Origin of the sequence: Chitinophaga horti, from assembly GCF_022867795.2 — a bacterium.
Lineage (GTDB): Bacteria > Bacteroidota > Bacteroidia > Chitinophagales > Chitinophagaceae > Chitinophaga > Chitinophaga horti.
Genome location: NZ_CP107006.1, coordinates 5,632,955 through 5,659,725 on the forward strand (window position 1 = coordinate 5,632,955; position 26,771 = coordinate 5,659,725).

Annotated in this window: 20 protein-coding genes and 1 pseudogene; 10 read left to right on the forward strand and 11 right to left on the reverse strand. The window is 50.1% G+C overall.

Translation table 11 applies throughout. From position 1 onward, the window contains the following. The first annotated feature begins 18 nt into the window (after positions 1–18). From MKQ68_RS22815 to MKQ68_RS22825, 3 genes are all read left to right on the forward strand, one after another. On the forward strand, positions 19–1,260 hold the full coding sequence (locus MKQ68_RS22815) for an NAD(P)/FAD-dependent oxidoreductase (protein ID WP_264281087.1): 1,242 nt from the start codon (positions 19–21) through the stop codon (positions 1,258–1,260). Beyond that, a complete protein-coding gene (locus tag MKQ68_RS22820; RefSeq protein WP_244836549.1) occupies positions 1,257–2,363 on the forward strand; it encodes a DUF2891 domain-containing protein in 1,107 nt (368 codons plus the stop codon). The genes MKQ68_RS22815 and MKQ68_RS22820 overlap by 4 nt, the downstream gene beginning before the upstream one ends. Positions 2,364–2,599: 236 nt before the next feature. Further along, positions 2,600–5,818: a DUF3857 domain-containing protein gene (locus tag MKQ68_RS22825; RefSeq protein ID WP_264281088.1), complete on the forward strand. Its 3,219-nt coding sequence runs from the start codon at positions 2,600–2,602 to the stop codon at positions 5,816–5,818. Here MKQ68_RS22825 and MKQ68_RS22830 read toward each other — a convergent pair. The 4 genes from MKQ68_RS22830 to MKQ68_RS22845 all read right to left on the reverse strand — a co-directional run bounded on the left by MKQ68_RS22830 (position 5,815) and on the right by MKQ68_RS22845 (position 9,805). After that, positions 5,815–6,129 (reverse strand): Dabb family protein, encoded by a 315-nt coding sequence (locus tag MKQ68_RS22830; protein WP_244836554.1) that lies wholly within the window; start codon positions 6,127–6,129, stop codon positions 5,815–5,817. The two genes, MKQ68_RS22825 and MKQ68_RS22830, sit on opposite strands and share 4 nt — an antisense overlap. An 11-nt stretch (positions 6,130–6,140) precedes the next feature. After that, complete coding sequence (locus MKQ68_RS22835; protein ID WP_264281089.1) at positions 6,141–7,334, reverse strand: ABC transporter permease; 1,194 nt, start codon at positions 7,332–7,334, stop codon at positions 6,141–6,143. A 12-nt stretch (positions 7,335–7,346) separates the two neighbouring features. After that, a complete protein-coding gene (locus tag MKQ68_RS22840; protein ID WP_264281090.1) occupies positions 7,347–7,997 on the reverse strand; it encodes an ATP-binding cassette domain-containing protein in 651 nt (216 codons plus the stop codon). Between the two features lie 125 nt (positions 7,998–8,122). Then, positions 8,123–9,805 carry a DUF4836 family protein gene (locus tag MKQ68_RS22845; RefSeq protein WP_264281091.1) on the reverse strand — a complete coding sequence of 561 codons (1,683 nt, stop codon included), beginning with the start codon at positions 9,803–9,805 and terminating at the stop codon, positions 8,123–8,125. 308 nt (positions 9,806–10,113) lie between these two features. On the opposite strand from MKQ68_RS22845, the gene MKQ68_RS22850 reads away from it, so the two are divergent. Beyond that, on the forward strand, positions 10,114–10,386 hold the full coding sequence (locus MKQ68_RS22850; protein ID WP_264281092.1) for a YciI family protein: 273 nt from the start codon (positions 10,114–10,116) through the stop codon (positions 10,384–10,386). Positions 10,387–10,499: 113 nt separating this feature from the next. Here MKQ68_RS22850 and MKQ68_RS22855 read toward each other — a convergent pair whose 3' ends face one another. Both MKQ68_RS22855 and msrB read right to left on the reverse strand, forming a co-directional pair. Then, positions 10,500–11,048, reverse strand: coding sequence for an SRPBCC family protein (locus MKQ68_RS22855; protein WP_264281093.1), 549 nt, complete (start codon positions 11,046–11,048; stop codon positions 10,500–10,502). Between the two features lie 153 nt (positions 11,049–11,201). Beyond that, positions 11,202–11,681, reverse strand: coding sequence for a peptide-methionine (R)-S-oxide reductase MsrB (gene msrB, locus MKQ68_RS22860; RefSeq protein WP_264281094.1), 480 nt, complete (start codon positions 11,679–11,681; stop codon positions 11,202–11,204). Positions 11,682–11,987: 306 nt separating this feature from the next. Between msrB and mutL the strand changes: the two genes are divergently transcribed. Continuing rightward, complete coding sequence (mutL, locus tag MKQ68_RS22865; protein ID WP_264281095.1) at positions 11,988–13,952, forward strand: DNA mismatch repair endonuclease MutL; 1,965 nt, start codon at positions 11,988–11,990, stop codon at positions 13,950–13,952. Positions 13,953–14,006: 54 nt separating this feature from the next. On the opposite strand, the gene MKQ68_RS22870 is transcribed toward mutL, so the two are convergent. Next, positions 14,007–15,488: a gluconokinase gene (locus MKQ68_RS22870; RefSeq protein WP_264281096.1), complete on the reverse strand. Its 1,482-nt coding sequence runs from the start codon at positions 15,486–15,488 to the stop codon at positions 14,007–14,009. Between the two features lie 84 nt (positions 15,489–15,572). Here MKQ68_RS22870 and MKQ68_RS22875 point away from each other — a divergent pair, with 84 nt between their 5' ends. Next, positions 15,573–17,297 carry a GMC family oxidoreductase gene (locus tag MKQ68_RS22875; RefSeq protein WP_264281097.1) on the forward strand — a complete coding sequence of 575 codons (1,725 nt, stop codon included), beginning with the start codon at positions 15,573–15,575 and terminating at the stop codon, positions 17,295–17,297. A gap of 3 nt (positions 17,298–17,300) precedes the next feature. After that, entirely contained in the window at positions 17,301–17,987 is a 687-nt protein-coding gene (locus tag MKQ68_RS22880; RefSeq protein ID WP_264281098.1) for a gluconate 2-dehydrogenase subunit 3 family protein, read from the forward strand. A 115-nt stretch (positions 17,988–18,102) separates the two neighbouring features. Here MKQ68_RS22880 and MKQ68_RS22885 read toward each other — a convergent pair whose 3' ends face one another. Continuing rightward, the gene (locus MKQ68_RS22885; RefSeq protein ID WP_264281099.1) at positions 18,103–19,740 is read right to left on the reverse strand and encodes a peptide MFS transporter; all 1,638 of its coding nucleotides are present in this window, start codon (positions 19,738–19,740) and stop codon (positions 18,103–18,105) included. A 110-nt stretch (positions 19,741–19,850) separates the two neighbouring features. On the opposite strand from MKQ68_RS22885, the gene MKQ68_RS22890 reads away from it, so the two are divergent. Together MKQ68_RS22890 and MKQ68_RS22895 are read left to right on the forward strand one after the other, a co-directional pair. Continuing rightward, positions 19,851–21,287 carry a Gfo/Idh/MocA family protein gene (locus MKQ68_RS22890; RefSeq protein WP_264281100.1) on the forward strand — a complete coding sequence of 479 codons (1,437 nt, stop codon included), beginning with the start codon at positions 19,851–19,853 and terminating at the stop codon, positions 21,285–21,287. 153 nt (positions 21,288–21,440) lie between these two features. Continuing rightward, complete coding sequence (locus MKQ68_RS22895; protein WP_244836575.1) at positions 21,441–22,220, forward strand: hypothetical protein; 780 nt, start codon at positions 21,441–21,443, stop codon at positions 22,218–22,220. Between the two features lie 48 nt (positions 22,221–22,268). Here MKQ68_RS22895 and MKQ68_RS22900 read toward each other — a convergent pair whose 3' ends face one another. Continuing rightward, positions 22,269–22,715, reverse strand: coding sequence for a hypothetical protein (locus MKQ68_RS22900; RefSeq protein WP_244836577.1), 447 nt, complete (start codon positions 22,713–22,715; stop codon positions 22,269–22,271). 168 nt (positions 22,716–22,883) lie between these two features. Between MKQ68_RS22900 and MKQ68_RS22905 the strand changes: the two genes are divergently transcribed. Next, complete coding sequence (locus MKQ68_RS22905; protein WP_264281101.1) at positions 22,884–25,025, forward strand: S46 family peptidase; 2,142 nt, start codon at positions 22,884–22,886, stop codon at positions 25,023–25,025. A 104-nt stretch (positions 25,026–25,129) separates the two neighbouring features. Here MKQ68_RS22905 and MKQ68_RS26005 read toward each other — a convergent pair. Next, a pseudogene (locus tag MKQ68_RS26005) lies at positions 25,130–25,761 on the reverse strand (DNA-3-methyladenine glycosylase family protein). Positions 25,762–25,785: 24 nt separating this feature from the next. Beyond that, positions 25,786–26,766, reverse strand: coding sequence for a M28 family peptidase (locus tag MKQ68_RS22920; RefSeq protein WP_244836580.1), 981 nt, complete (start codon positions 26,764–26,766; stop codon positions 25,786–25,788). Positions 26,767–26,771: the final 5 nt, after the last annotated feature.

Consider the following 26,771-nt stretch of genomic DNA (forward strand, 5'->3'; position numbering starts at 1 on the left):
CTTATCTTACTGCCCGTTATGATAGAAACACCCGTTTGTATTATAGGTGCCGGTCCAGGCGGCGCCACAGCTGCCCTGCAGCTGAATAAGCTCGGCATTTCCTGCGTTGTAGTCGATAAAGCAGTATTTCCCCGCGACAAAGTTTGCGGCGACGGGCTTAGCGGCAAGGTAATCATGCACCTGCAACGCATCGATCCAGAAATGGCGCAGCGTTTTCGTAAAACTGTATTGAAGGAAGATAGCTGGGGCGTACGATTCGTGTCGCCGGGCAGGCTGCACATCGATGTGCCGTACAAACCGAACTACAGCAAAGTAACCGACCAGCCCGCGGGCTTCGTGTGCAAACGTATGGAGTTCGATAACTTCCTGGTGCAGGAGTTGAAGCGGGCGGATAAGCACGTGCGTTTATTCGAAGGCGTTAGTGCAGAGAAGTATAAGTTGACCGAAGACGGCTACGAAATAAGCGATGCGAAGGGCGAGTTTAAAGTGAAAGCGAAACTGCTGATCGTCGCCAACGGAGCGCATTCTACCTTTACCAAAGAAGTAGCCGGTATTAAAATGGAGCCGCAGTATTATGCCGCGGGCATTCGTGCTTACTATAAGGGCGTTACCGGTACGCAGGAAGACAGTTTTATCGAACTGCACTTTTTGAAATCGTTGCTGCCAGGCTACCTGTGGATCTTCCCACTACCAAACGGGGAAGCGAATGTGGGCATGGACATGCTGTCGGAAGATGTGCGCACGAAGAAAGTAAATCTAAAAAAGTTATTGACAGATACGATTGCCAACGATCCCATTTTCCGGGAGCGGTTTAAGAACGCGGAGATGGTTTCACCATTGGAGGGTTATGGTTTGCCGTTGGGCAGTAAGAAGCGCACCATTTCGGGCGACCGCTTTATGCTGGCCGGCGATGCAGCTTACCTGATCGATCCGTTTACAGGTGAGGGCATTGGTAATGCGATGTATTGCGGAGTGTATGCGGCCGACCAGGCGGCTACTGCCCTGCAGTCCGGCGACTTTTCGGCGGAGGGCTTAAAGGCATATGATGAACGCGTGTACCGCGCCTTATGGCCGGAATTGCAGCTGAGCCATCGCCTGCAGAAGCTGGTGAAATATCCGCGGCTGTTCAATTTGCTGATGAAAGCTGCTACCCGTAACAAACAATTACAGGAACTGGTATCGTGCATGTTTTACGAGATGGACATCCGTAAAAAGCTCGCCCAGCCATCCTTTTACTTTAAATTATTGCTAAACCGATGAAGAAAGTAACGGCGATTATTGCCGCCTTGTGCCTTTGGAATGCATTGCCCGGCCAGGCGCAAAGCCCGCTTTACACCGAAAAAGCCGGCGTACTGGCGTTAACCGAACAGGGAGCCTCCCATTTTGCCAAGCTGCCGTTAAAGTGTATGCAGCAGCCCTTCCCTTACAAAACCGGTATCGTATTTAGCGATAGCAGTCTCATTACGGCTCCGAAGGACTATCATCCTGCCTTTTATGGCTGCTTCGACTGGCATAGCAGTGTGCATGGCCATTGGATGCTGGTGCGCTTACTGAAGATGTTTCCCAATCTGCCCGAAGCGGCTACCATCCGCCAGAAGCTAAAAGAAAATCTTTCGGAAGATAACATTCAACAGGAGTTAAAATTGTTCCGCAACCGCGACAATAAAGGTTTTGAGCGTATTTACGGATGGAGCTGGCTGATGCAGCTTCAGCGCGAACTCGCCACCTGGAACGATCCGCTGGGCGTGGAGCTGAGTAAAAACGTAGCACCGCTGGCGGGTTTCTTCAGCAAATCGTACGTAGAGTTCTTAGGAAAACTGGCGTACCCGATTCGTGTGGGAGAACATACCAACCTGGCGTTCGGCTTAACGCTCGCCTGGGATTATGCCGTGACCACGAAGGATGTGCGGCTGGAGAACGCGATCAGGAAAGCGGCGACCCAGTTTTATTTGGAAGATAAGGCCTGCCCGGTGGCGTATGAGCCCGGCGGTTACGACTTTCTTTCACCCTGCCTCGAAGAAGCCGATCTGATGTGGCGCGTCTTGGATGCCGCTCAGTACCAGAAATGGCTGAAGACCTTCCTGCCTCAGATTTATGTTCCCGGTAAAACCTTTTTATCGGTAGGACAAGTAAAAGACCGTACAGATGGTAAACTCGTGCACCTCGATGGGCTGAATTTAAGCCGTGCCTGGTGCCTTTACAATATTGCCCGCCACGCCGGTTCCAACGAAGCGGCCATTCGCGGGCTGGCCAAACGCCACTTAGATGCGTCGTTAGGCCAGGTAGCCAGTGGCGATTATGCCGGCGAACATTGGTTGGCGTCGTTTGCCGTGTATGCATTAACCGCCGAGGCGCAGAAATAACGTAGAAAGGATTTTGACAGAGGAAGGGGCTGACCATACTATATGGTCAGCCTCTTTTTATTCGGATACGTGACGGAGAACATCTGCGGTTTAAGCAATTCTAAAAGCCTTCATCTGGCTTTTTGCTCAGTCCCTTTTCGTATTTTTGATCCTCAGTCCGATAAACATCGGACGATCATCAGCCAATGAGTCGCGTTGCCCGCATTTTACTGCTTTGGACTGTCAGCCTTTTATTAATGTTGCCGGTAATCCTGCGCGGGCAGAACATGCGCGTTTCTATTTCTTCCACACCATCCTGGCTTGTTCCTTACCAACCCGATCCTAAAAGGCAGCCTGCACTGCGCGAGGTGGATAACGGTTACTATGAAGTGTTGTTCGAAGAGCAGCATCATGTGGAGCGTAAAACGGTATACAATCATGTGGTGCGGCGTATCGTGTCGGAAGCGGGCGTGCAGAACGGGGCGGAGATATCTGTCGAATACCGCCCGGCTTACGAGCAACTTCATTTTCATACGTTGCAGCTCCGTCGTAACGGGCAGCTCATCAACCTCCTGAACCCCTCCAAGTTTAAGTTCCTGCAACAGGAAAAAGACCTGGCACAGTTCATTTACAACGGAACGGCTACGGCCCTCTTTTTCCCGGAAGATTTGCGGAAGGGCGATGAACTGGAGTACTCCTACTCCGTTATTGGCCGCAATCCCATTTTTGAGGATAAGTACTTCGACTCCTTTTACTTTTATTCGGATGAACCGATCATGAACTACTATTGCGCGCTGATCGCAAGTCCAACGCGGGAGCTGGAGTTCAGCGCGTCCGATGGTGCAGATGACCCGGTGGAAAAAAGATGGGGCGGACTGGCGTTGTACGAATGGGACCTGAAGGATAAACTGAAGGTGACGGACTCCGACGATGAGGCGCCTTACGTGCAGGTGACAGAGTATACATCGTGGGCGCAGATTATCAACTGGGCGTTCGCTATTAATAAAACAAGTGGTACAGGCATTCAACTGGCGGAAAAGATACGGGAGCTAAAAAGCAAAGCCAATGGTGATACGACGCGTTACCTGCTAAGTGCCATTCGTTTCGTGCAGGACGATATCCGTTACCTGGGTATTGAAATGGGCGAAAACTCGCACCGCCCTGTTGAGCCGGATCGCGTGCTTATACAGCGTTATGGTGATTGTAAGGACAAGTCACTATTGCTGGTCAACCTGATCGATGGCATGGGCGTAAAAGCTTACATGGCGTATGTCAACACCTTTCGCGGAAGCGAGGTGATCGACTTTCTTCCGAGTCCGTTTGCATTTAACCATGCGATCGTGATGATCGACTATCATGGTAAAAACTATTGGATTGATCCGACGATTGCCTATCAACGTGGCGTGTTAGACAAACGCGGCTCGCTGCCTTACGGACGGGCGATGGTGATTAAACCAGGTGCCAAGGGTTTCATGAAAGTGGATGGCGGTAATGATGGCAACATCGAAGCGAAAGAGAAATTCCTCTTATCCACCAAAAACGATGGCAGCACACAATTGCAGGTGCGCACTAAATACAGCGGTGGCTTTGCAGATGAGGTGCGGGCAGAGTTTGCGGAGTACAGCCTGAAGTCGCGGGAAAATAGTTTTCGCGATTATTACAACGATACCTATTGGGGCGTCTATGTGAAAGACTCTCTTTACACAAAAGATGACGAAGAGAATAATGAATTTGAGGTGATTGAAAGCTACAAGATCATACAGGCCTGGATGTACGATACCTTGTTGAACAACGGCAGCATCACCTTCACCTCCCATGTAAAAACCCTGGCCGACCAGGTACCGGGCGTAGGACTTACGTTGGGCACGGGCGATGTGGTGTTGAAATATCCTTACAAAGTAGATTACGAAGTGGAGTTGCATATGCCGGTTAACTGGAGTAATGTGCCGGCACCTGTGCATCTTAAAAATCAATATTATCGTTACGATTTTACGGCGACCACCGAGGGCAATGTGATCCGTTTGCGGTATCAGTATGAAACTTTTGGTAGTGATATTCCGGCGCTGTACAAAGAGCAGTACCGTGCTGAGGCGGCAAAAATGGCCGCGTCATTAAACCTGCTGTTCACGTTTAATCCGCGGGGCTCCTTTTTTGATGGCGGTCCGGCAGGCGGATGGAACTGGTTGATGGTGGTGTTAGGCGGCCTGTTCACGATAGCGTTCACCGTGCTGGCGGTGTTATATGCCAGTCAGCATGTACACCCGTTGAAGCTGAAGGCTGCGCCGTTGCAGATAAACGGGCCGTTAGTTTTACTGGGCCTCTGGCTCGTGTTTAGTGCGTTTTATCTGCTGATGGCGTTGGTAACAACGGACAGCTTTTTCTATTGTGTTTGGCAGGAGATGGTCACGCTGGCCCCCGGCAACGCCAGCACATTATTGCAGCTCGGCCTTGTTTGCCTGGTGTTATGCCAAGTGATGGTAACCGTGTACGCGGTAATGTTGTGCGTGTTGTACTTCCGTCGCCGCGATACTTTCCCGCCAGCGTTGGTCGCTTTCCATGTTTTATTATTGATACTGTTGGTGGCCATTCGTTTTCTGCCGGATGAGTTGCGGAGGCATCAAACCCTGTCGTCCGGATTTGTGCCGGATTTGGCCATGTTGCTTTCGGCGGCCATTTGGGTGCCTTACATCTTGCTGTCTGCACGGGCGAAGGGAACGTTCGTGATGCCTCACTCGTCAGATATAGCGGTGGTGGAGGACGAGGGGCCAGTGGTAGCGGATTATTCGCCGATGAAAGAAGGCATCGTGCCCGTGAAGCCGTATGTGGAAGGGCGCGTGCGGGAGACGAGGCGAAGGGTAGAGGTAGATGCGGAGTTGATGGATGCGATGTTGCCTCTGGGGCGGCAAGTGGCGGAGGTAGGTTTTAAGGAAGATGCGGACGCCGTGAACGCGATGTTGGTTGCAAACCAACCAGCGCAGGAGAAAAGCCTTCAGGCAGATGCGAAGCCTGGGCATGTGATGCCGTATGCAAAACAACATGTAAAGGAGACAAATATCGAGGTTGGTGCGATGCCTTCGGCTAAAGAGTTGTCTGACCAATATCAATTGCAAAAAACAGTTCGCCAGGCAGATGCAGAATCAATAAATGCAAAGCAACCTGCTGCGAAAAGCCCCGCAACACATTCCGCCTCAGACGACGTTCAAAGCGCCCCGGAACCAGCACAGCGTGGGGTATCACCATCACCTGGATCCGCTGCAGCCGATGTGCTAGCCACACTGCGTACCATTCAAAGCGCCCCGAAACCGGCTGCGCGCGAAGTTCAGCCAACATCACTCTCTCCAGAACCCGAACCCGAATCCGCAGCCGATAATATTCTTAAAACCATTCGCTTCCTGCATTCCCAGAAACAACAAGACGGCGGACCGCTCGACAGTCCAAACATCCTGCTGATCAACGAAAAGCCGAAGGAAGATTAGATGCTTACGGAATCGAAGATCACCACCTTCTCCCAATACTGGTTACACGTTTCTACAAAGTTCAGATGCACAGGGTGAACCTGGTAAATGTCATGGTCTTCCTGGCTGGCAAATACCGTGAGCAGGCAATAACTATAGCTGCGGTCAATTACCGGGCGGTCGGTAGAAGCAGGTTTGCCCACGCTAAAGGTTTGGATCACTTCTATTTTACCCAGTTCACTTACCCCTTGTTCAAATGCTTTAACGTCTTCGGCAGACAGGCCCGCCTTCAGGTAAAAGTTCACTACATGCACGAATTTGTTGTCTGACATGACTGTATCTTTTAATGTTGTTGAATGTATTTACGCACGTTCCACGCGTTTACGAGATAAACTAGCAGCAAAATGATTACCGTGCTGGCAATGGTCATTACGCCCGGCCAGGGAGAGATGTACATCATTTTACCCGCGAGTACCGTAGAGGCCCACCATTGTAAAGCCGCCACCAGCAAGAAGGAGCACAATCCAATAGTGAAATACATCGGCACAAACTGCTTCATCAGGTAACGGCGTAGCTGTTTGGGCGATGCGCCCAGCGTGATCAGCAACTGTATCTCATATTTACATGACTCCACTACTAATTGGATGAACATGCTGAATACGAGCAGCGCGAACAACAGCAACACCAATCCGAAGAAGCCCACCGCCGATGTAATGATGTTCACAATACCGCGATAGCGGCTGAAACGCTGTTTCTCTTTATCGGTACTAAATCCATGATCGGCTAAATACTTCACGAACGCCGGGTTGGACGGATCTTTCGTCTTCACAATAATGCGCGAAGGCGCTTTTTCTTTTTCCGTTCCGTACTTCGCATTCGCCCAGCGCATGAACGATTCGGGCACGAGTATCGTGGTGATGCGGTCGGAGAAGCCAGCCACTCTGCCAGTAAATATATCGCCGTTAACACCGTTATACACATTGATGCGGATGCTCGCAATGTTCTTTACCGTTTCTTCCGAAATCTGCGGCGAGCCCTGTCCTAACGCGAAACCGAAGTTATACAGGTCAAGAAAGTTAGTTGGGAGAATGATCGGCACCTCACTGCTGCCTTCCGTCCATTTCCACGAATCCACTTTAACATCGATAAACTCGTCGGGCATTGACTCGAAGAATAACATCGACGATACGCCTAGCGCGGGCATGTCGGCCATCACCTTGTATTGATTGGCGGTAATGGGCGCGTACGTTTGTACGAAAGGTTGCTGTTTAAGGTCGGCAAGTTCCGCAGCGGTAAACGCATTGGCCTTTTCGTTGCCGGAAGTGGCGTTGGTAATTTTTTTGTTGATTACCAGGAAGTCCATACTTTCATTGGCATTGCGGGTGCCGTACAACAATTCGTTAAAGTCGGTATGCACCTGTGCGGCAATGAGCAGCAGCAACATAGCAATACCAAGCCCGATGCCCGCCATCAAGAACCTTACCCGCCCTATACCGGTACGGATGATCTTTTTCAGTAAATCAAAAAACTGGCGCATGAAGCAATAAGGTTAAAGATGGTAATGGTCGTGGTAAGTAAATCGCTGGTCGTCGTCCAGGTCGGTGAGGATGAAGCCGGCTTTGCGGGCCGTACACTCTTCGGCGATCAATTGTGCGGCGCGGGTAGCGTTGGCATCGTCGAGGTGACTAAAAGGCTCGTCCATCATCAGCCATTCGAACGGTTGCATGAGCGCGCGGATGATCGCGATGCGCTGACGTTCGCCATAGGATAGCGTTTTGGCGCTCTGCTGCAGTACATGGGTAACACCCAGTTGTGCTGCCATCTCTTTTATTTTTTCCTGCGGATGATAAGGTTTCGGTAACATCGTCCGCTTCAGTTCCACGTTTTCCCAGGCAGTTAGCTGGTCGAACAGGCGTAGGTCCTGGAACACCACGCTCACCTTGCTCTGGCGGATGCTCGCCAGTTCTTCGGCGGAATAGTCTGCCCACGGCTTGCCATTGTACAACACGGTGCCCGTATAGTCGTAACGGATGTTGTACAGGTAATGAATTAACGTGGTTTTACCCGTTCCGGACGGCGCTTTTATCTTGATAAACCGTCCTTGCCGGAAGGTAATATCGCTATTCCACACATCTGAACGTTGCTGGATTATTTTTTCCCTGAGCGGGATGGGTACCAGCTGTTGAAGTACGATTTCCATGATGTAAACCTGGCATTTTGCCGGGCCACTAAAGCTAATACAAATCCCGTGGCCACCAAATTCCGGGCATAAAAAAAGCTGCCCGTACAGGCAGCTTTTTTTACAATAAGTTGATGAGTGTTGAATTAGAACGGAGCAGCTACTGCGGTATCAACCACTGCGTCTTCCGCAACGGTAGTATCTTCTTCAGTTTCCCATGCAGCACGTTGTGCAGCTTCTTTCTCTTTGATCACTTTAGCGGCTTTAGTACCGAAGTTGATCAGCTGAGCGAGGGAGTTCTGTTCTTTATTTTTGAAGTTCAGCACGAAAGTAGAGGTAGATACACCGCCATTAGGTTTAGCGCTGATGATGCGGATATCTTTGAACAGGCTTTTCAGCTCAGTTTCTACTTCAGGAGCACCGATTTCGTCGAGAGGAGCGCTGGCCAGGATTTTCTCCAGGTCAACCCAAAAAGCACCAGGATTACCTTTTGCTTCGCTCAGCACTTCAGCAGGAACGGTAGCTTTACCTTTACCGGCTACGTATTCAGCCTGCAGCGCTGCGTCAGAAGCAACGATGATATCTTTCGAATCGATAGATACCGCTACTTTGCTCATAGCTGCCATTTCTTCTTTCAGGATGTATTTATCACCTTGTTTAGTGAACATCTGCTGACCGAACTGGGAGCCCATTACTTTATCAAAAGCTGCTTTTTCGCCAACTTTCAAAGCAAAGAGCCATTTAACTTCCTGGCTGTTGTAAGTGTAGGTAGAATCCCACTCAGATACCTTTTTCACGTTTTTGAAATCGGAAGCAACGGCTACGATCTCACCTTTAAACGCTTTCAGGATATCGTCGAGTGTAAGGCCGCTTTGTGCCAGACCCATATTCACCAGGCCGTCCATACCAGCTTCTTTTACGATATCGGCGATCATGCGCAGGTCGAAATTAACCAGGGCAAAACCGTTGATGTTGGCAGAAGGATATTTTTCAAGCATAGACAGGTCAACGCCATCCCAATCATATTTCTTCATGATCTTAGCCAGTGCTTCGCTTGGGTAAGTTTTCATAGAAGCCTCGATTTTACCGTTTTCGAAGTTAGCAGTAGCAGTGTAGTAAGCACCTTCGTACAGTTTTTTCAGGCTGCCCATCATCATGGCTGCGGCACCGCTTTGCTCCATACCATAGAGCGCGCCGATGTTCGCGAACATTGACATATCAGCTTTCTCTTTCATCAGCTTTTTGAAGCCATCGATGCTGTTAGCAGACTCGCTTTCTTTCAATTTGAAGAGGCGGGCAACTTCTACTTTAGCGGCAGAAGTGCTTTCGTCGCCATAGCTACCCTGGATAGCTACGCCGATAATCACATCTTTGTTCCAACCTACTACTGCTTCGTCGATAGCAGCGTATTTGAAATCAGACCCTTCGGCTTTGATTTCTACAGTAGATTTATTTTTCTTCAGGAATGCTTCGAATTTAGCGGCGTCGTCCAGTTTGCCTACGAAGTTGAAGGTCATTTTGCCACCGGTTGCAGGCGTCATGGCAATAAATACCTGGCTTTTGAGGTCAATACCGGAATTTTCGATTTCCTTCATGCCTTTGGCTACCTCGCTGGTAGTATCACCACCCTGGATAGACTCAAACAATTTGTCCATGGTAATTCCGCTGGCAACGAGTTTGTCGTGCAGCTGTTTGCCATCAATGCTCAGCACAAATGCCGCTTCTTTGGGAATGTGCTTGCTCTGGGTCGGAACTTTCGAGCACGACGACATCAGCACTACGAAGGCAGTGCCCATCGCCAACAAAACTTTGGAAAGGTTCTTTTTCATAAAAGAGATAAAACGTTAAAAGGATTTTGAGAATTAGGAGCGAAAATACAATGTTTTTTGCTAATGCGTTTCGGATTCTTTATAACCGGTTAACAAAAGTCTTGCCGAAGGAATGCGGAGCCCAAACAATAAAACCCATGATTTTCAGTTTATTAACAAACCATATTCCGGAAAACTGGCCGCCCTGCGACTATTTCTCCCTTTAAAACGCTGTTTATTATAAAAAATAAATATCTGATAGATTTATATACCTTTGTATTAATCAGTGATTCATAACCATTTATTGAAAAGAGCCGATGTTTTTAATCATGTTACAATACATCCGACCGCTGGCCGCTATTGACCACTACCTGGATGCCCACAAAGTTTTTCTAGATAAGTATGTTCAGAGCGGGCATTTTATCTTGTCGGGTCGGCGTAAACCTCGTACCGGGGCAATTATTTTATGTAAGTCGTCTTCCCGCAAGGAAGTAGAGGCTATTTTGGCCGAAGATCCCCTGGATAAATACCAACTCGCGCTTTACGAGATTATTGAAATTGAGCCAATTTTTGCCGCGCAGCAACTGGAACAGCTGCTCTAATTGCAACTATACCACCGCCAACATCTAATCGCGACCGCTCTCTTTTCCTGATTGTTTTGTACTTCTGATGCAGCAGAGTAGTGCCTTTTACAGGTACTGACCGAACTATGCGCCTACCACTTTACCGTAACGGGTTTACGGTGCTCCACGACAGCTTTCATATTATCTAACCCTTGCTGAAAGTCCTTTTCCAGCGCACCTTTCATAAACATACCCATGATGTTTTCGGGCCGGCCGTAGTTAGCGTCAAAGCCCCAGGTAACTTTCGTTTTGCCGTCGGCATCTTCGAGTTGAAAAAAGATATTGGCTTGTGAGTGGTAAGGTTTGAAGAAGTAAATTTTCTGGCGGATGTGTTTGTACGGCTCCAGCGAAATATGCTCCAGTTTGCCTTCTCCGATCTTTTCACCTTTCCAGGTGATGAATGCGCCGGCTGTGCCATCGATGCCGGTAAGCGTGTATACGGCAGCGGTGTCCGCCAGTTTCCAGGTACTCCATTTATTAAAGTGTTCGAACTTCGCCAGGTAGTCCCACACCACGTTAGCGGGTGCATTGACCAGGATAGAGCGTTCAACACGCAGGTGAGAAGGGGCTGCAAAAACCAATACGAGGAATAGTGCGACGACGACGCCTACAATCCAGGCAAGAACTTTTAGTGCTTTCATAAATGGAGTGTTTAGGCCTACTAAATATAAGCCTTTTTGGGCGGCGGCAGATTTGGGGGCAAAAAAATCCGTACCGCTGTGGCGTTCGTGTAGCCATAGCTGGTACGGAGAAAAAGTTTTTTTAGACGGATGGCTGGTTTTGTTAATGAACTGTTACTTGTCGGTGTCCTTCTCTTTGCCGGAATACTTTTTATCTGCTTCCTTCGCTTTATCGAAGTCGAGGATGACAGAGTTGATGCAGTAGCGCAGGCCGGTAGGTGGCGGTCCATCGTCGAAAACGTGGCCCAGGTGCGCTTTACAGCGACCACACATTACCTCTGTACGCGTCATTCCGTGCGAATTGTCGGGTGAATAAATAACGCTCGTCTTTGAAATTGGCTGGTAAAAGCTAGGCCAGCCGCAACCACTCTCGAATTTTGTGTCTGATACGAAAAGTGGATTGCCGCATGCTGCGCAGTAATACGTGCCTTTGTCTGTGGTATTCCAGTACTTGCCGGTAAAAGCCCACTCTGTGCCCTTTTCTCTCGCTATTTCGAAAACTTTGTCGGGTAAAACCTTCTTCCACTCTGCATCCGTCATGTTAACCTTGCTGCTATCCGTGCGGGAGTAGACGGGATTCTTTTTATCCTCCATATGATTGGCATTTTTCCCACGTTGCTGGGAGTATGAACATTGACTAAATAAAACGGATAAGATCAAAATTACCAGATTCCTCGCTTTCATATTTATTCTGATTACCTGTTAACTACATTTTAACACCAATATTCATACCATTGGTGTATTAACATCTAAAGTTACGAAGATGCGCTGGCATTGGATTGTAAGCGGATGTTATACCATATACTTTAACAATCCTTTACGGCGGGTGTGAATATTATTGCGACTCAATCTTTCCTGAACAAAGGAGGAGAATTGCTACATTTGCGCAAAAGGCAGGAAGTGGCTGACATCATAAATTTATTACCCGATAATATAGCGAACCAGATTGCTGCCGGTGAAGTAATTCAACGCCCGGCTTCGGCAGTGAAGGAACTGCTGGAGAATGCGGTAGATGCCGGCGCAACAGAAATACAACTGATCCTCCGCGATGCCGGTAAAGAACTGGTACAGGTGATCGACAACGGTAGCGGCATGACCGAGACCGATGCGCGCATGTGTTTCGAGCGGCATGCAACGTCGAAGATCAATACGATCGACGACCTGTTCGCCATTCGTACCATGGGCTTCCGTGGCGAGGCGCTGGCCTCCATTGCGGCCGTTTCGCAGGTAGAATTGAAATCGCGCCGGGCCGACTCGGACCTTGGCACTTATATAGAGATCGACAACAGCGTCGTGAAGAAGCAGGAGCCTTGCCAGGCACAGATAGGTACCAGCATCGCGATGAAAAATCTGTTCTTTAACGTGCCCGCCCGCAGGAACTTTCTGAAGAGCAATGCTGCGGAAATGCGCCATATTGTAGACGAGTTCATCCGTGTGGCGATGTCTTTCCCCGAATTGCAGTTTTCGCTCAACAGTAACGGGCAGGAACTGTTTCACCTCGAGAAAGGTTCTCTCAAACAGCGCATCGTGGCCATCCTCGGCCAGCACTATAATGCAAAGCTGGTGGCCGTAAAAGAAGCAACGGATTACATGGACCTCAACGGGTTTGTGGGTAAACCGGAAACGTCCAAGAAAACACGCGGCGACCAGTTTTTCTTCGTCAACAACCGTTTTATTAAGAGTCCGTACCTGCACCATGCAGTGATGAACGCATTTGCCGAAATGATCCCGGCCGACAGCTTCCCGCTATACGTGCTGTTTATTGATGTGGATCCGGCGCATGTGGACATCAACGTGCATCCTACCAAGCAGGAAATTAAGTTCGATGATGAAAAACTGATGTACGCTTTTGTACAATCGGCCATCCGACACGCGCTGGCGCAGTTTAGTGTAACGCCTGCCCTCAACTTCGACCTTGACCCGGGAATTTCTCAGCTGGATGCGATTACCAAGCCGTTTACGCCGGAAGACCAGGCCTTATCGGTAGGTTCCTCTATCTATAAAAGCTTTACGCAGGCCAACCAGGCCCACGTGATCGATAAAGGCAGCAACAGCAACCTGAAACACTGGAAAGACCTGTACGAAGGTCCGCGCCCGGTGTCGTCGGGCAGCTCGTCGTTCCCCTCAATACCTTCGGCGCCGCATGAAATACCGGCGGCGGCATCTGTTATCGATGAACGCTGGCAGGAAGTGAGTTCTGCACAGAAGGTACCGATGCAGGTACATCTGCAGTACATTCTTTCGCACATCAAATCTGGTTTTATACTGATCGATCAGCAGGCTGCCCACGAGCGTATCCTGTACGAGCGTTACAACCGTGCATTGTCTGATACGCCGATGGCTACACAGCAAAGCCTTTTCCCGCAAACGTTGCATTTGCAGCCTGCGGATGCGGTGCTGGTAACGGAAATGCTAGCCGATCTGCACGCCCTTGGTTATGACCTGGAGCCGTTCGGGAATAATACCTTCATTGTTCGCGGTACGCCAGCGGATATACAAACGGGTAATGAGCAAGCGAGCATCGAAGGATTGCTGGAGCAGTTCAAGAACTTCAGTCATGAATTGAAGCATAACCGCCGCGAGCAGCTCGTACGGTCAATTGCCCGCAACAACGCCATTCCCCGGGGCAAGCCGCTTTCTACACGGGAGATGCAGAATCTCATCGACGAATTATTTGCCTGTACCATGCCGAGCGTTTCGCCGGGAGGCAGGTTTACTTATATATCCTTCAAATTGCAGGATCTGGAAAGAATGTTTGAAAGGGGGCTTAAGGCCTCCTTTTCTTTTTACCTGGGGGATGAGTTGAGGTGGTGTAAGTTGTTTTCTGGGTGTTGTCAGGGAGTGCCTGACAGCAAAGCAGTGTAAGCACCCCGCAAACTCCTGCGACCTGACAGCAAAGCAGTGTGACTCCTCAGGAAATTACCTCAGCACCCGCCCAATTTCCTTCATCTGCGCATACAGCATCCCGAAAGCCCGGTAATTCCGCATGTACAACTGATGATGCTGCCCGTCCGGATTGAACACCTTCGTTCCGGGAGGCGGCGAATAACTCCACATATCCAGCTCCTTTAAGGCGTGCCAGCCCAGTAGCGCTGCACCAAGGGCAGATGCGTCGTTTTCTTTTTCCAGGAGCATCGGCAGCTGGAAGACATCGGCCAGTAACTGGATCCATTGCTCGGAGGCGGTAAATCCACCGCTGACAGATACTTGTTTGATCGGGCCTGTGACGGTAAACAGTGCTTCTACGATACTATAAAGACTGAAAGAAATGCCTTCGATCAACGCCCGTTGAAAATGGGCGGGGGTATGATGCTGACGAACGTTCGCAAAGGTGCCGCTGGCCCGGCTGTCCCAAACGGGAGCACGCTCGCCTTGCAGGTAAGGTAAACAAAGTAAGCCTTCGCAGCCTGGCGCTACGCGAAACGCATCTTCCGTAAACTGCGGAGCAGAAAATTTTCCGGGAGTAAGCAGGTTGCCGAGCCACTGAACGGCTACGCCGCCGTTGTTAATAGCCCCTCCGGCTACGTAGCGATCTTCCAGTACATAAGTGAACAGCCGGCCGGTTTCATCTGCCTGCGGGTTGCCCGTTACGGTCCGAATCGCGCCGCTCGTGCCGATAGTGATCGCTGCTTCACCAGGATTAACCGCCCCGCTGCCTAATTGTGCCAGGCAGCCGTCACTGGCACCGGCTACAAAAATCGTCTGCGTCGAAAGGCCATTTGCTTCGAGCAGTGCGGCGTGCACCGGGGGCAAAATGTGCGTGGAAGGTACAATCTCCGGCAGCCTGTCCGCCGTAACGCCAGCGTGTTTCAACGCGGTTTGGCTCCACTTCTTTTCGCGGATATTAAACAAACCAGTGGCGGAAGCGATCGCGTAATCGGTGATGTACACGCCGCACAACTGGAACAAAATGTATTCTTTGATGCCGATAAACTTATGCGCCGTCTCAAACACCGCCGGCGCCTCCTGCTTCATCCACATCAATTTGCTTAGGGGCGACATCGGATGTACCGGGGTGCCGGTTTCGCGGAAAATAGCTTTGCCTTCCCGGGTATCCCGTAAGTCAGCGGCGTAAGCCTCGCTGCGATTGTCGGACCAGATGATGAGTGGTGTTAAAGGCGTCCCGGAGGCATCTACCGCCATCAGGCTGTGCATCGCGGCGCTGAAGCTTACCGCGGCAGGAGGGTAGCCAAGTTGTTTAATTACATCCCGAACGGTTTGCATCGCCGCCTCGTACAATTGCGGGGCGTTTTGTTCGCTACGACCCGGTTGTGGGTTTTGGGAGGGATAGGCCTGCCTGCTCTCCGCGATCACTTTACCGCTATGCAAAACGGCGATGGTCTTGGTGCTGCTGGTGCCGATATCTACGCCTAATATGTAAGGTGCCTGTGCGCTCATCATACAGTAAGTTAAAAAACAGCTTCCATTTACGCCGTTTAATTTTTAGATTTAGTTAAGTTAAGATGCCAATATAAATCCACGATTATGCCATTTCAGATAAGGAAAAAAGGTCCGGTGTACGATGTGTGCATTGTCGGATCGGGCGCCGGCGGCGGTATGGCCGCCAAGGTGCTGGCCGAAGCCGGACTAAAAGTCGCCCTGCTCGAAGCGGGGCCCAAATTCGATCCCAAAGATCCCGAACAATCCACCCAACTTAAATGGGCGTACGATTCTCCCCGCCGCGGAGCCACCACTACACGGCCGTTCGGCGACCTCGATGCTGCGTATGGCGGCTGGGAAATTAACGGGGAGCCGTACACGCAAAAAGGCAAGACAAAGTTCGACTGGTTCCGCTCGCGAATGGTAGGCGGCCGTACGAATCATTGGGGCCGCATCTCACTAAGATTTGGCCCGCGCGACTTTAAGCATAAAAGCGTGGACGGATTTGGCGACGACTGGCCTATCGGCTACGATGACGTAAAACCTTTTTACGACCGGGTAGATAAGATGATCGGTGTATTCGGCACCAAAGAAAATATGCCTAACGAGCCGGATGGTTTCTTTCTGCCGCCACCCAAACCACGGCTGCACGAATTACTGATCCGCGATGCCGGCCGGAAGATCGGTCTGCCGGTTATCACCTCCCGTATGTCGATGCTCACCCGCCCGGTAAACAAAGAACGCGGCGCGTGTTTCTATTGCGGCCAGTGTAACCGCGGCTGCTCGGTATACGGCGACTTCTCCTCTTCCTCGGTGCTCGTGAATCCTGCACTCAAAACAGGGAATGTTGATTTGTACGTGAATGCCATGGCACGCGAGGTAGTCACCGACGGCAATGGAAAGGCGACGGCTATTTCTTATGTGGATAAAACGGATTTACAGGAGTACCAGGTAAACGCCAAGGTGTTCGTACTCGCCGCCAGCGCCTGCGAATCGGCCAGGCTGCTGCTTAATTCCAAAGGTGCGGGGCACGATAACGGTCTGGCTAATTCCAGCGGCATGGTGGGCAAATACCTGCATGACTCTACCGGCGCATCCCGCCGTGCGTTTTTGCCTTACCTGGTCGATCGTAAACGTTATAATGAAGATGGTGTTGGTGGTATGCACATGTATGTGCCCTGGTGGCTCGATAATAAAAAGCTGGACTTCGCCCGAGGCTACCACATTGAGTTTGGCGGTGGTATGGGCATGCCGATGTATGGATTCGGGTTTGGCGTAGAAGAACTACAGCCACTGGTAAGCGGTATGCAGGCCGGAGGTTACGGCGCGTCGCTGAAAAACGATTACCGCCGCATCTATGGCGCCACTATCGGCATGGCCGGCAGGGGAGAAGCGATTGCCCGGGAAGATAATTACTGTGAGATCGATCCAAACACGGTTGACAAATATGGCATCCCGGTATTGCGGTTCAACTATACGTGGAGCGAGCATGAGATCAAACAGGCGAGGCATATGCACGATACGTTCGAGCAGTTGATCCATGAGTTAGGCGGAGTGGCGCTCGGCACGAAGCCCGGCGCAGAAAAAAACTACGGGCTCGAAAACCCTGGCCGCATCATCCACGAAGTAGGTACTACCCGCATGGGCGACGATAAAAGGAAGTCGGTGGTGAACCGCTTCAACCAGGCGCACGATGTGAAAAACCTGTTCGTGGTCGATGGCGGACCATTCGTATCGCAGGCAGATAAAAATCCCACCTGGACGATCCTCGCACTTTCCCTCCGCGCATCCGAATACATCGTGGACGAACTTAAAAAACAAAACATCTGACAAATGGACAGAAGAGAATCGCTCAAAGCGTTATTTATAGGTTCTATTTCAGCCGGTACGCTGGTTACTGCATGTGACAACCCGGATAAAAAACCGGAAGCAAAAACTGCGGCTACCAAAGGTTACGGCCGCACGCCTGACGAAGCCACACGCGACGAAAAGCTGCATGCAGAGAAATTCTTCACCGCGGCGGAACTCACTACGATAGGTTTACTCGCCAACATTATCATCCCGAAAGATGAACACTCCGGAAGCGCTACTGATGCTGGTGTGCCCGACTTCATAGAATTTATGGCGAAAGATCAACCCGCGTTGCAAACACCACTTCGCGGCGGGCTGCGTTGGCTGGACGTATTCAGCCTTAAAACCCATGGCCACATATTTTCCGAAAGCTCCGAAAAGCAACAGCTGGCCATCATCGACCAGATCGCGTATCCAGCTAAAGCAAAACCGGAACTGAGCCAGGGGGTAAGCTTTTTTAACCTGATGCGCAACCTGACCGCGACTGGCTTCTTCACCAGTGAAATGGGCGTAAAAGATTTAGGCTACCAGGGAAATAAACCCAATGTGTGGGACGGTGTGCCCGAGGAGGTCTTGAAGCAATACAACACGTCTTACGATGAAAAGCTACTGCCATTGTACATCAAACCAGAAGATCGCGGTACGATCATGACCTGGGATGAGGCATAAAAAGAACGGGCTGCCTTCTTGCCAGGCAGCCCGCTCTTTCAAAGTTTTGCCTGATAGCAGGCAGCTCGTTCTCAGTATTTAATGGACAGCCAGATACCGGCGACCCTTTCTATCATTACTTAACGTACTCCTTAAAAATCGTGTTCAGCCAACGCAGCATCAGGAAGATAATTCCCGCCGCAATACCCAGCAACACAAAGTTCACCAGGAAGTAATTCGCTTTGTTGTCATAGCCATCCCACAGCGTAGCCAGGATGCCCGACAATTTATTACCAATAGAAGTCGCCAGGAACCAGCCGCCCATCATGAGCGATGTGAGCCTCGGCGGACTCAGTTTCGATACCAGCGACAAGCCCATCGGGCTGAGGAACAATTCGCCGACAGTAATCACCCCGTAAGCTCCCACCAGCCACCAGGGCGATGCCTTGATCGCACCGTTGCTGCAAACGTATACCGCAGCGACCATCATAAACGTGGAGAACGCAGAGATCAATAATCCCCAGGCGATCTTCTTCGGTGTGGATGGCTCTCTGCCACGTTTACGCAGCGCGGTAAAGAACAGGATCACCAGCGGCGTTAGCGCAATTACAAAAAACGGGTTGATCGATTGGAATAATTCTGTGTTCAATAGCCTAACTGTCGAACCTTCGGCCGGCAGCTTTTCGGGCGCTACGTTTTTGAAGTAAGGGTCAGTACCCCATTCCTTCATTGGCTTACCTTCTGCATCGCGCACGAGGCGGAACTCTTTATCGTACGCCACCACAGAATCCTGCTTGTATACAATGTCCTGCACGAGCGACAGTGACTGCGCCGGCTTTTCCAAAGCGGCAGGAATTTCTCTATCTGTATAATACTGCGCCCAGGTTGTAAGCGCGGTACCGTTTTGCTTAAACACTGCCCAGAACATGATCGACACGGCGAATACGGCCAGCAGTGCGGCAACAGGTCGCTTATCTTCCAATGACGCTTTACGCAGCAGGTTGGCGAAGAAGTAAATAATGGGCAGGCACGCAAAGATGAACGCATCCGTACTATCAGAACCGAAGATGTTACCGGGAATAAACCAGCCGCCAATACCTACCACCAGCGCCGGTACAAACACCTGCATCATGATGGCCGACATCGGCATATCTTCCGGCTTGGCTGGTTTCAGCACATCCGCATGTTTGTAATGTTTGCTGCCGGCCACGAAAATGATCACACCCAGGAACATGCCTACGCCCGCAGCAATAAAGGCGGCTCCCCAGCCGATGTTGTTGCGAAGCGCCGCCGCAAAGAAGTTACAGATGAAAGCACCAATGTTGATGCCCATGTAAAAAATGTTATAACCAAGATCTTTGTTCGCTTTGTAAGCATCGTCGTTATACACGTTACCTAGCAGGGTGCTGATATTAGGTTTGAAGAAACCATTACCGATACAGATGAGCGCAAGCGAAAGATAAAACACCGTGAGGTTATGCACCGCCAAACCGATATAACCGAGCCCCATCAATATGCCGCCAATGACGATAGACCGGCGGTAACCCATGATCCTGTCAGCCAGCAATCCGCCAATAAAAGGTGTAAGATATACGAAGGCGATATAGGTACCGAAAATGTCCGCGGCCGCACTGTTATCCATTCCCCAGCCATTAACCGGATCTTTTAAATAAAGCGTGAATATGCCAAGGATGAGATAAAAACCGAATCGTTCCCACATCTCTGCCAGGAATAGAAATGGCAGCGCTGCAGGATGCTTTTTAGTAGCAGACATGCGTAATCAGTTGTTTTGATGATGGTTTCAAAAATAGCCCGTTTTCCACTTATACCGGAAATTATTATTTGAATTGATTTTCTTTTATATTGATTCAAAATTATCCACTCATGCTTCAGGAGAAAACAACTAAGGAAAACCAGGTTTCCCGCAGATCATTTCTGAGGAACGGCGCCGCAGTGGCAGCTGGTTTCATGATCGTTCCACGTCACGTATTAGGAGGTAAAGGTTATACAGCACCCAGCGACAGATTACGCGTAGCCGGCATCGGTGTAGGCGGTAAAGGTCAAAGCGATCTGGCGGAGATTGCTAAAGGTCCGGCCGACGTCGTATTACTCTGCGATGTGGACGACAGGCGTGCAGCCGCTTCTATCAAAGCGTTCCCGAAAGCGAAGTATTACAAAGACTTCCGTGAAATGCTGGACAAAGAGCATAAAAATATAGATGCCGTTACCGTGTCTACCCCGGATCATAACCACGCCATACAGGCGCTGGCAGCTATGCAACTCGGTAAACACGTATACGTTCAAAAACCACTTACCCACGATATTTACGAAGCACGTGTGCTGACAGAAGCCGCGAAAAAATATAAAGTAGTTACACAGATGGGCAACCAGGGTGCATCCGGCGATGGCGTACGCCAGTTGATGGAGTGGTACCGTGCAGGCCTCATCGGCGAGGTTACCGAAGTGAACTGTTGGACTAACCGTCCCGTTTGGCCGCAAGGTATTCCCTGGTCAGCCAATAAAGGCCTGGTGCCTAAAGAACTGGATTGGGACCTGTGGTTAGGTACGGCTCCTTATAAAGAGTATGTTGATAAACTGGTGCCTTTTAACTGGCGCGGCTGGTGGGATTACGGTACCGGTGCATTGGGCGACATGGGTTGTCACATCATCGAGCCGCCTTTCCGCATCCTCGACCTGGGTTATCCTACCGAAGTAGAATGTAGCGTAGGCAGCGTGTATGTAGATGAGTTCAAACGCGGCTACTTCCCCGAAAGCTGTCCTCCGTCTTCGAGCGTAAGGCTGAAGTTCCCGGGCAAAAACGGTAAACCTGTCTACATGAACTGGATCGATGGCGGTTTAAAACCTGCGCGTCCGGAAGAACTGGGCCCGAACGAGCCAATGGGCGACCGTGATGGTACGAGCGGCGTAATCTTTATCGGTACGAAAGGTAAAATGATGTGTGGTACTTACGGTATGTATCCAACGTTGCTGCCAACTTCCCGTACGAAGGAAGTAAACGTAAAGCAAACCATCGCACGCGTTCCGGAAGGCCACTACGTACAGTGGGTAAACGCCTGTATCGCAGGTTACGGTAAAAAAGAACTGAGCTCTCCGTTCGAAATTGCCGGTCCGCTGACAGAAACAGTGCTGATGGGCAACCTCGCCATCCGCAGCTTTGACTACAAAGATGCAGACGGCAAATTCCCTGGTCGTGGTATTAAACTGCTGTGGGATGGTCCAAACATGAAGATCACCAACTTCGAACCTGCTAACCAGTTCGTGAAACGCGAGTACCGCAGCGGCTGGAAACTGGGTAAGTAAGCATATCACATTAACGATAGTTTAACGGGTAAAGGGTGCATAAAAGCGCCTTTTACCCGTTTTCTTTTCAGGTAAAGTTTACAATATTAACGAAATGTTATACTTTGCCCCCTGGAAGTCAGCCTGATTGAGGCATGCAGCAAACTGACCGTAATGAAATTTATACCGATTTTGGCCTGTCTGGCAATGGTAACACCAGCCTTCGGCCAGCACCTATTATTAGAAGAGAGCACGGGGTACACACTTACGAAAGCAGAGTTAGCAGATAGTATTACGAAGAAAAAATGTACATCCTATAGCGTCATCACCAAGCGCAAAGTACGCGATGCCGCCATTGCTCCGGGTTACCTTATTCATGTGATGTTCTTTCCCGGAAATACCGCTCCGAAGAACGTGACCGCGCCTGCCGCTGTGAAAAGTGTGCAGCAGCTGGTAGATGCCGCCCCGCCGGTGCAGGAGCTCATGTCTGTAGGCATCATGGACTACAGCGTGCCTTATCGCCAGAATTATCAGCTCGATTCAGTACTGTATGTAAAGGAAGGCAGCCAGTTAAAAGAGCTGAAAGGGATCGTGGTAACGTATACGTACATATTAAAACCGTATGTACAGGCGGTTAATCTTGCTGCCAATAACTTCTTCATCAATACCAGGGCAAAGAAAACAAAGATCTCTTACAGCAACGGGGTACCGTACATCGTGGAGAAGTTTATGGATGGCGATTATCAGAATAAATTGTTCCTGATAGATGAAACGAAGGATGGCCATTATCACTTCCTCCGCACTGCGCGCTTCTGCCGTGATTGTACTTACAGCGAGAAAGAAGTGGAGTTCATATTTGATATTGCTACCGGTATCTCTAAAGTGAAAACCTTTGTGCCGGAGTTAACGACGGGTTCCTTCAAGAGCGGAAGCGTATATTATAACTTCAAATAAAAAAACCTGCCACGATACCGCGGCAGGCCTCACAATGAACAGCGCTTTTTAGCGCCACAACTCTTTAAAATCCCGCTTAAACTCCTGCCATTCGCGGTCGGAGCGCTGGAAGAAAGTATCTACTCCTCTACGGGTTTTATCCCAGGTTTCAACGGTTGCATTTTTTACATCATTCAGCTTTTCGTCTAACTTCTCGCGGTTCGCTTTCAGTCGTTCGCGGGCTTTATCGGCACGCTTCGAATTATCGTCTTTTAGTTCATCTAATTTTTCGTCGATGGAGTCGCGCTGGCGTTCCAGTGCCGCCTGGGCTTTATCACGCTGGCGTTTAAAGTACGCGCCGGCAGTATCTGCCTTTTCCTGCATACCCTCCCTGATTTGTGCTGCCCCTTCGTGGATCTTCTCGTTGGAGCTGTCGGTGGAAGTAGTATGAGAGGCTTTATTTTCCTGGCACGACAGCAGGGCGGTGGCGGCCAGTATCAATAAATAGTGTTGCATGATCAGTTAGTTTTAGGTCAGCAGTAGTACAAATCATGTTCCATTTTTATCCGCTATATGACCGCAGTTCATCGTTAAAATCGATGTTATCCCTTATTAAATGGGTCGTTAGCAAAAAATTAGCTAGGTTTGGCTCCTTTTTACGACAAAATCAATACGCTAATATTTATGAAGAAAAAGCTACTCGTCGCCCTGCTGCTCCTGGCAGGCCACCTGGCGAAGGCGGATGAAGGTATGTGGTTACCCTACCTTCTCGGTCAGCAGGTATATAACGACATGGTCAAAAAAGGCCTGAAGCTCACCAAAGAGCAGCTATACAGCATTAATAAATCATCTTTAAAAGATGCGATTATCATTTTCGGCGGTGGTTGCACCGGCGAAATCGTGAGCAACGAAGGCCTGATCTTCACTAACCACCACTGTGGTTACGATGCAATCGCCAGCGCCAGCTCGGTGGAGCATAACTACCTGAAAGACGGCTTTTACGCTACGTCCAAACAAATGGAAATTCCTGCGAAAGGGCTGTCTGTACAATTCCTGCTGAAAGTAGAAGACGTAACTGCCCAGGTGGAAGCCGCCGCTAAAGGCCTCGCCGGCGCAGAAAGAGCTGCTGCCGTACAAAAAGCGATCGCCGAGATCAGCAAAAATGCGGTAACCGTTCCTTCACAGGAAGCACGCATCAGCCCTTTGTTTAAAGGCAACCAGTACCTCATGTACATCTATGAACGTTACAACGACGTTCGCCTGGTAGGTACGCCGCCCGAAAACATCGGTAAATTTGGTGGCGATACCGATAACTGGGAATGGCCGCGCCACACCGGCGACTTCTCCGTATTCCGCGTGTACGCCGGTAAAGACGGTAAACCCGCTGAATATGCTGCCGACAATGTACCGATGAAGCCTAAACACTTCCTGCCGGTATCGATCAAAGGTGTGAAAGAAAACGATTACGCCATGATTTACGGTTATCCCGGTGGTACCAACCGTTACGAAACTTCTTACGGCGTAAAACTTAAAACCGATATTGAAAACCCCTCCACTGTAAACCTGCGCGACATCCGCCTGAAATACATGTTCGAAGAAATGAAGAAAGATCCGGCCGTGAAACTGCAACTGGCTTCCAGCTATGCAGGCATTGCGAACTACTGGAAATTCTTCGACGGTGAAAGCAAACAACTGCTGAAGTACGACGTTTATGGTCAGAAACAAAAGCAGGAAGCTGCGTTCATCGCCTGGGCAAAAGGAAAACCTGAGTACGAGAACATCTTTAGCCAGTACGAAAAACTGTACAAAGACTGGACGCCCTACGCGAAGGTGCGTGTGTACCTGAATGAAGGCATCTATGGTTCTCCGCTCGCCGCCTTCGCCGGCTCGCTCATGCAGCTGGAAAATGCACTCGCCAAAAGGCAGGGTGTAAAAGAAGCCATTGCTGCCGCCGATAAAGCACGCACTAACTTCCTGGCGAAAGAAAATAAACCAAGTGATGTAAAAATCATGGCCACCACGGCGATGATGTATTACAACGATATCCCGAAAGATCAGCACCCGATCGGTTTCTACGAAGCCGTGAAGAAGTTCGGTGACCTGAACGATGAAAAAACGTTCCGTACCTGGGCTGCTCACGTGTTCGCCAACACGATGATCTTTAACGACGCCAAATGGAAAGCGTTTATCGCTAACCCGGACAACGCCCAACTGCAGGACGATCCGGCGTATAATTACGCGTCTGCCTTCTCTAAGAACTACATCAGCAAATACGCGCCTAACTTTGGCATTTTCACAAATGGCAATGCCGAACTGGGCCGCCTGTACCTTAAAGGCGTTATCGCCCGCGAGCCTAACGCCAGCCGTTATCCTGATGCCACGTTCACTATGCGCCTCAGCTACGGCCAGGTGAAACCTTACAAACCGCGCGACGCCGTGTCGTACGACTACGTAACCACGCTTACCGGTGTAATGGAAAAGTACAAACCAGGCGACTATGAGTTCGATCTCCCCGCTAAGCTGATGGATCTTTACAAAAAGAAAGATTTCGGTCAGTATAAAGATGCGAAGAAGAACGACCTCGTAGTTGGCTTCATCACCACCAACGACATTACCGGCGGTAACTCCGGCTCCCCGGTAATCAACGGTAATGGCGAATTGATCGGCCTGGCTTTCGATGGCAACTACGAAGCCCTCAGCCACAAGATCCAGTTCGACCCGGTGTACAACCGCACCATTTGTGTGGATGTGCGCTACGTGCTTTGGTGCATCGATAAACTGGGCGGTGCCACCAGCATTATCAATGAATTGAAGATCGCTAAGTAGATCATAAAAAACGGAGAAGGGGTTTCCTTCTCCGTTTTCTTTTTTGTTAGCCAGCTTCATATCTTTCCTCAGCCGCCGTTGTGTCACTCACTTCAGCAGTGGTTTTACTTCCCATCCTTCCACCCCCACAAATATCTCGCAGCGTGCGTCCGGTAAGGCGTCCACTTCGCAGATATCTCCAGCATCTTCAGCTTCTGCGCTTTTTTATCCAGCTTTTCCAGTTTATATAATTTGATCATTGACTGCTGCAGGTTCAGATCATCAATTGCAAATACATCTTCGCGGCCGAGGTAGAACATGAGCAACATTTCCACCGTCCACCGGCCTACGCCTTTTATTTGCGTGAGGTAAGCGATGACTTCATCGTTACTTAGCTTGTGTAACTTTTTATCGGTCAGTTTTTCGTCGATCACGAATCGTGCGACGTTTTGTACGTATGCGACTTTCGCATTGGATAAGCCAATGCTGCGCAGCGTTTCGGGGGCGTGGCTAATATTTGAGTGGCAGTAGGTTCTTTGCCGCCGTAAAGTGCCAGAAAACGCTTGTAAATGACCTCGGCCACTTTTACGCTGAGTTGCTGCGACATGATAGAACCGATAAGCCGCAGGGCGATATTGCGTTTGATAGGCAATACGGCCAGCGGCTCATTGAGTATTTTATTCAGGCGTTTGTCCTTGCGAAGATGGTCTAAGTAGGCCAGCTCCACGGGTGCCGGTATGTTAGTTCGTTTCGCCATAGCGGATCATTTATCCGCGGGCAGTTAGTAGGCCAGTGGCTGGGTGTACAACACCTGCAACAGGCTTTGGCCCACGGCTTTGAGGGTGCTTTTGTCGATGATCTGCATATTATCGTTTGCAGTATGCCAGTGCGGTGCGAAGTCGCCGTTCTGCTGCAAGGCAATAATATCGTAAGTAGGAATGCCGGTAAGCGTGTTCACATAATAGTGATCATCCGTGATAGCAACATCCTGCGCATTTTCATAACGGAACTGTGAGTAACCGAGTTGGTTGGCTACATCCCAGAACATTTTCATAGGGCCATAAGCGTCGCGCTTAGAGAAGCCTTCCATGAAGAACTGGGAACCACGTGCGCCTACCATGTCGAGCAGGATGCCGTAATTGGCTTTGTAACCTTTTACATGCGGGTTCTTCGCCCAGTATTGAGTGCCGAGGCAATAGCTATCTTCCACGCCGGACACGCCATAGTCTTCTACATCCGTAAACAGCAGGTCGATGCCTACCGCAGGTTTCTTTTGCTGAAACTGCCTGGCCAGCTCGATCATCACACCAACACCGCTGCCACCGTCATCTGCGCCATCAATAGCTGTTTTTTTATCGAAGGCATCCTGGTCGCCCCATGGACGGGTATCCCAGTGGGCCAGTATCAGCACGCGATCTTTAGCGCCCGGGTTAAACGAGGCAACGAGATTGATGCAAGGCAGTTTTTGTTTTTGTGGACCGGTAACGGTGGTTTCCTGTACGTACAGGGTATCCGACAACGGGCGCAGGGTTTGAATGAGCCAGGCGGCACATTCTTTTTGCGCTTTGGTACCCGGTACACGCGGGCCGAACGCCACTTGTTTCGCTACATAGCTATAGGCAGAATCAGCAGAAAATGCCGGTACGCCTGCAGTATTAATCGTTGTGGTGGCGGTTTCATTATTATTTTCCGCCGGTTTGGGTTTGGTTTGGCAGGCTGCCAGTAACAAGGCCATTCCCGTTATCCACTTCAGTTTTTGCATGTCTT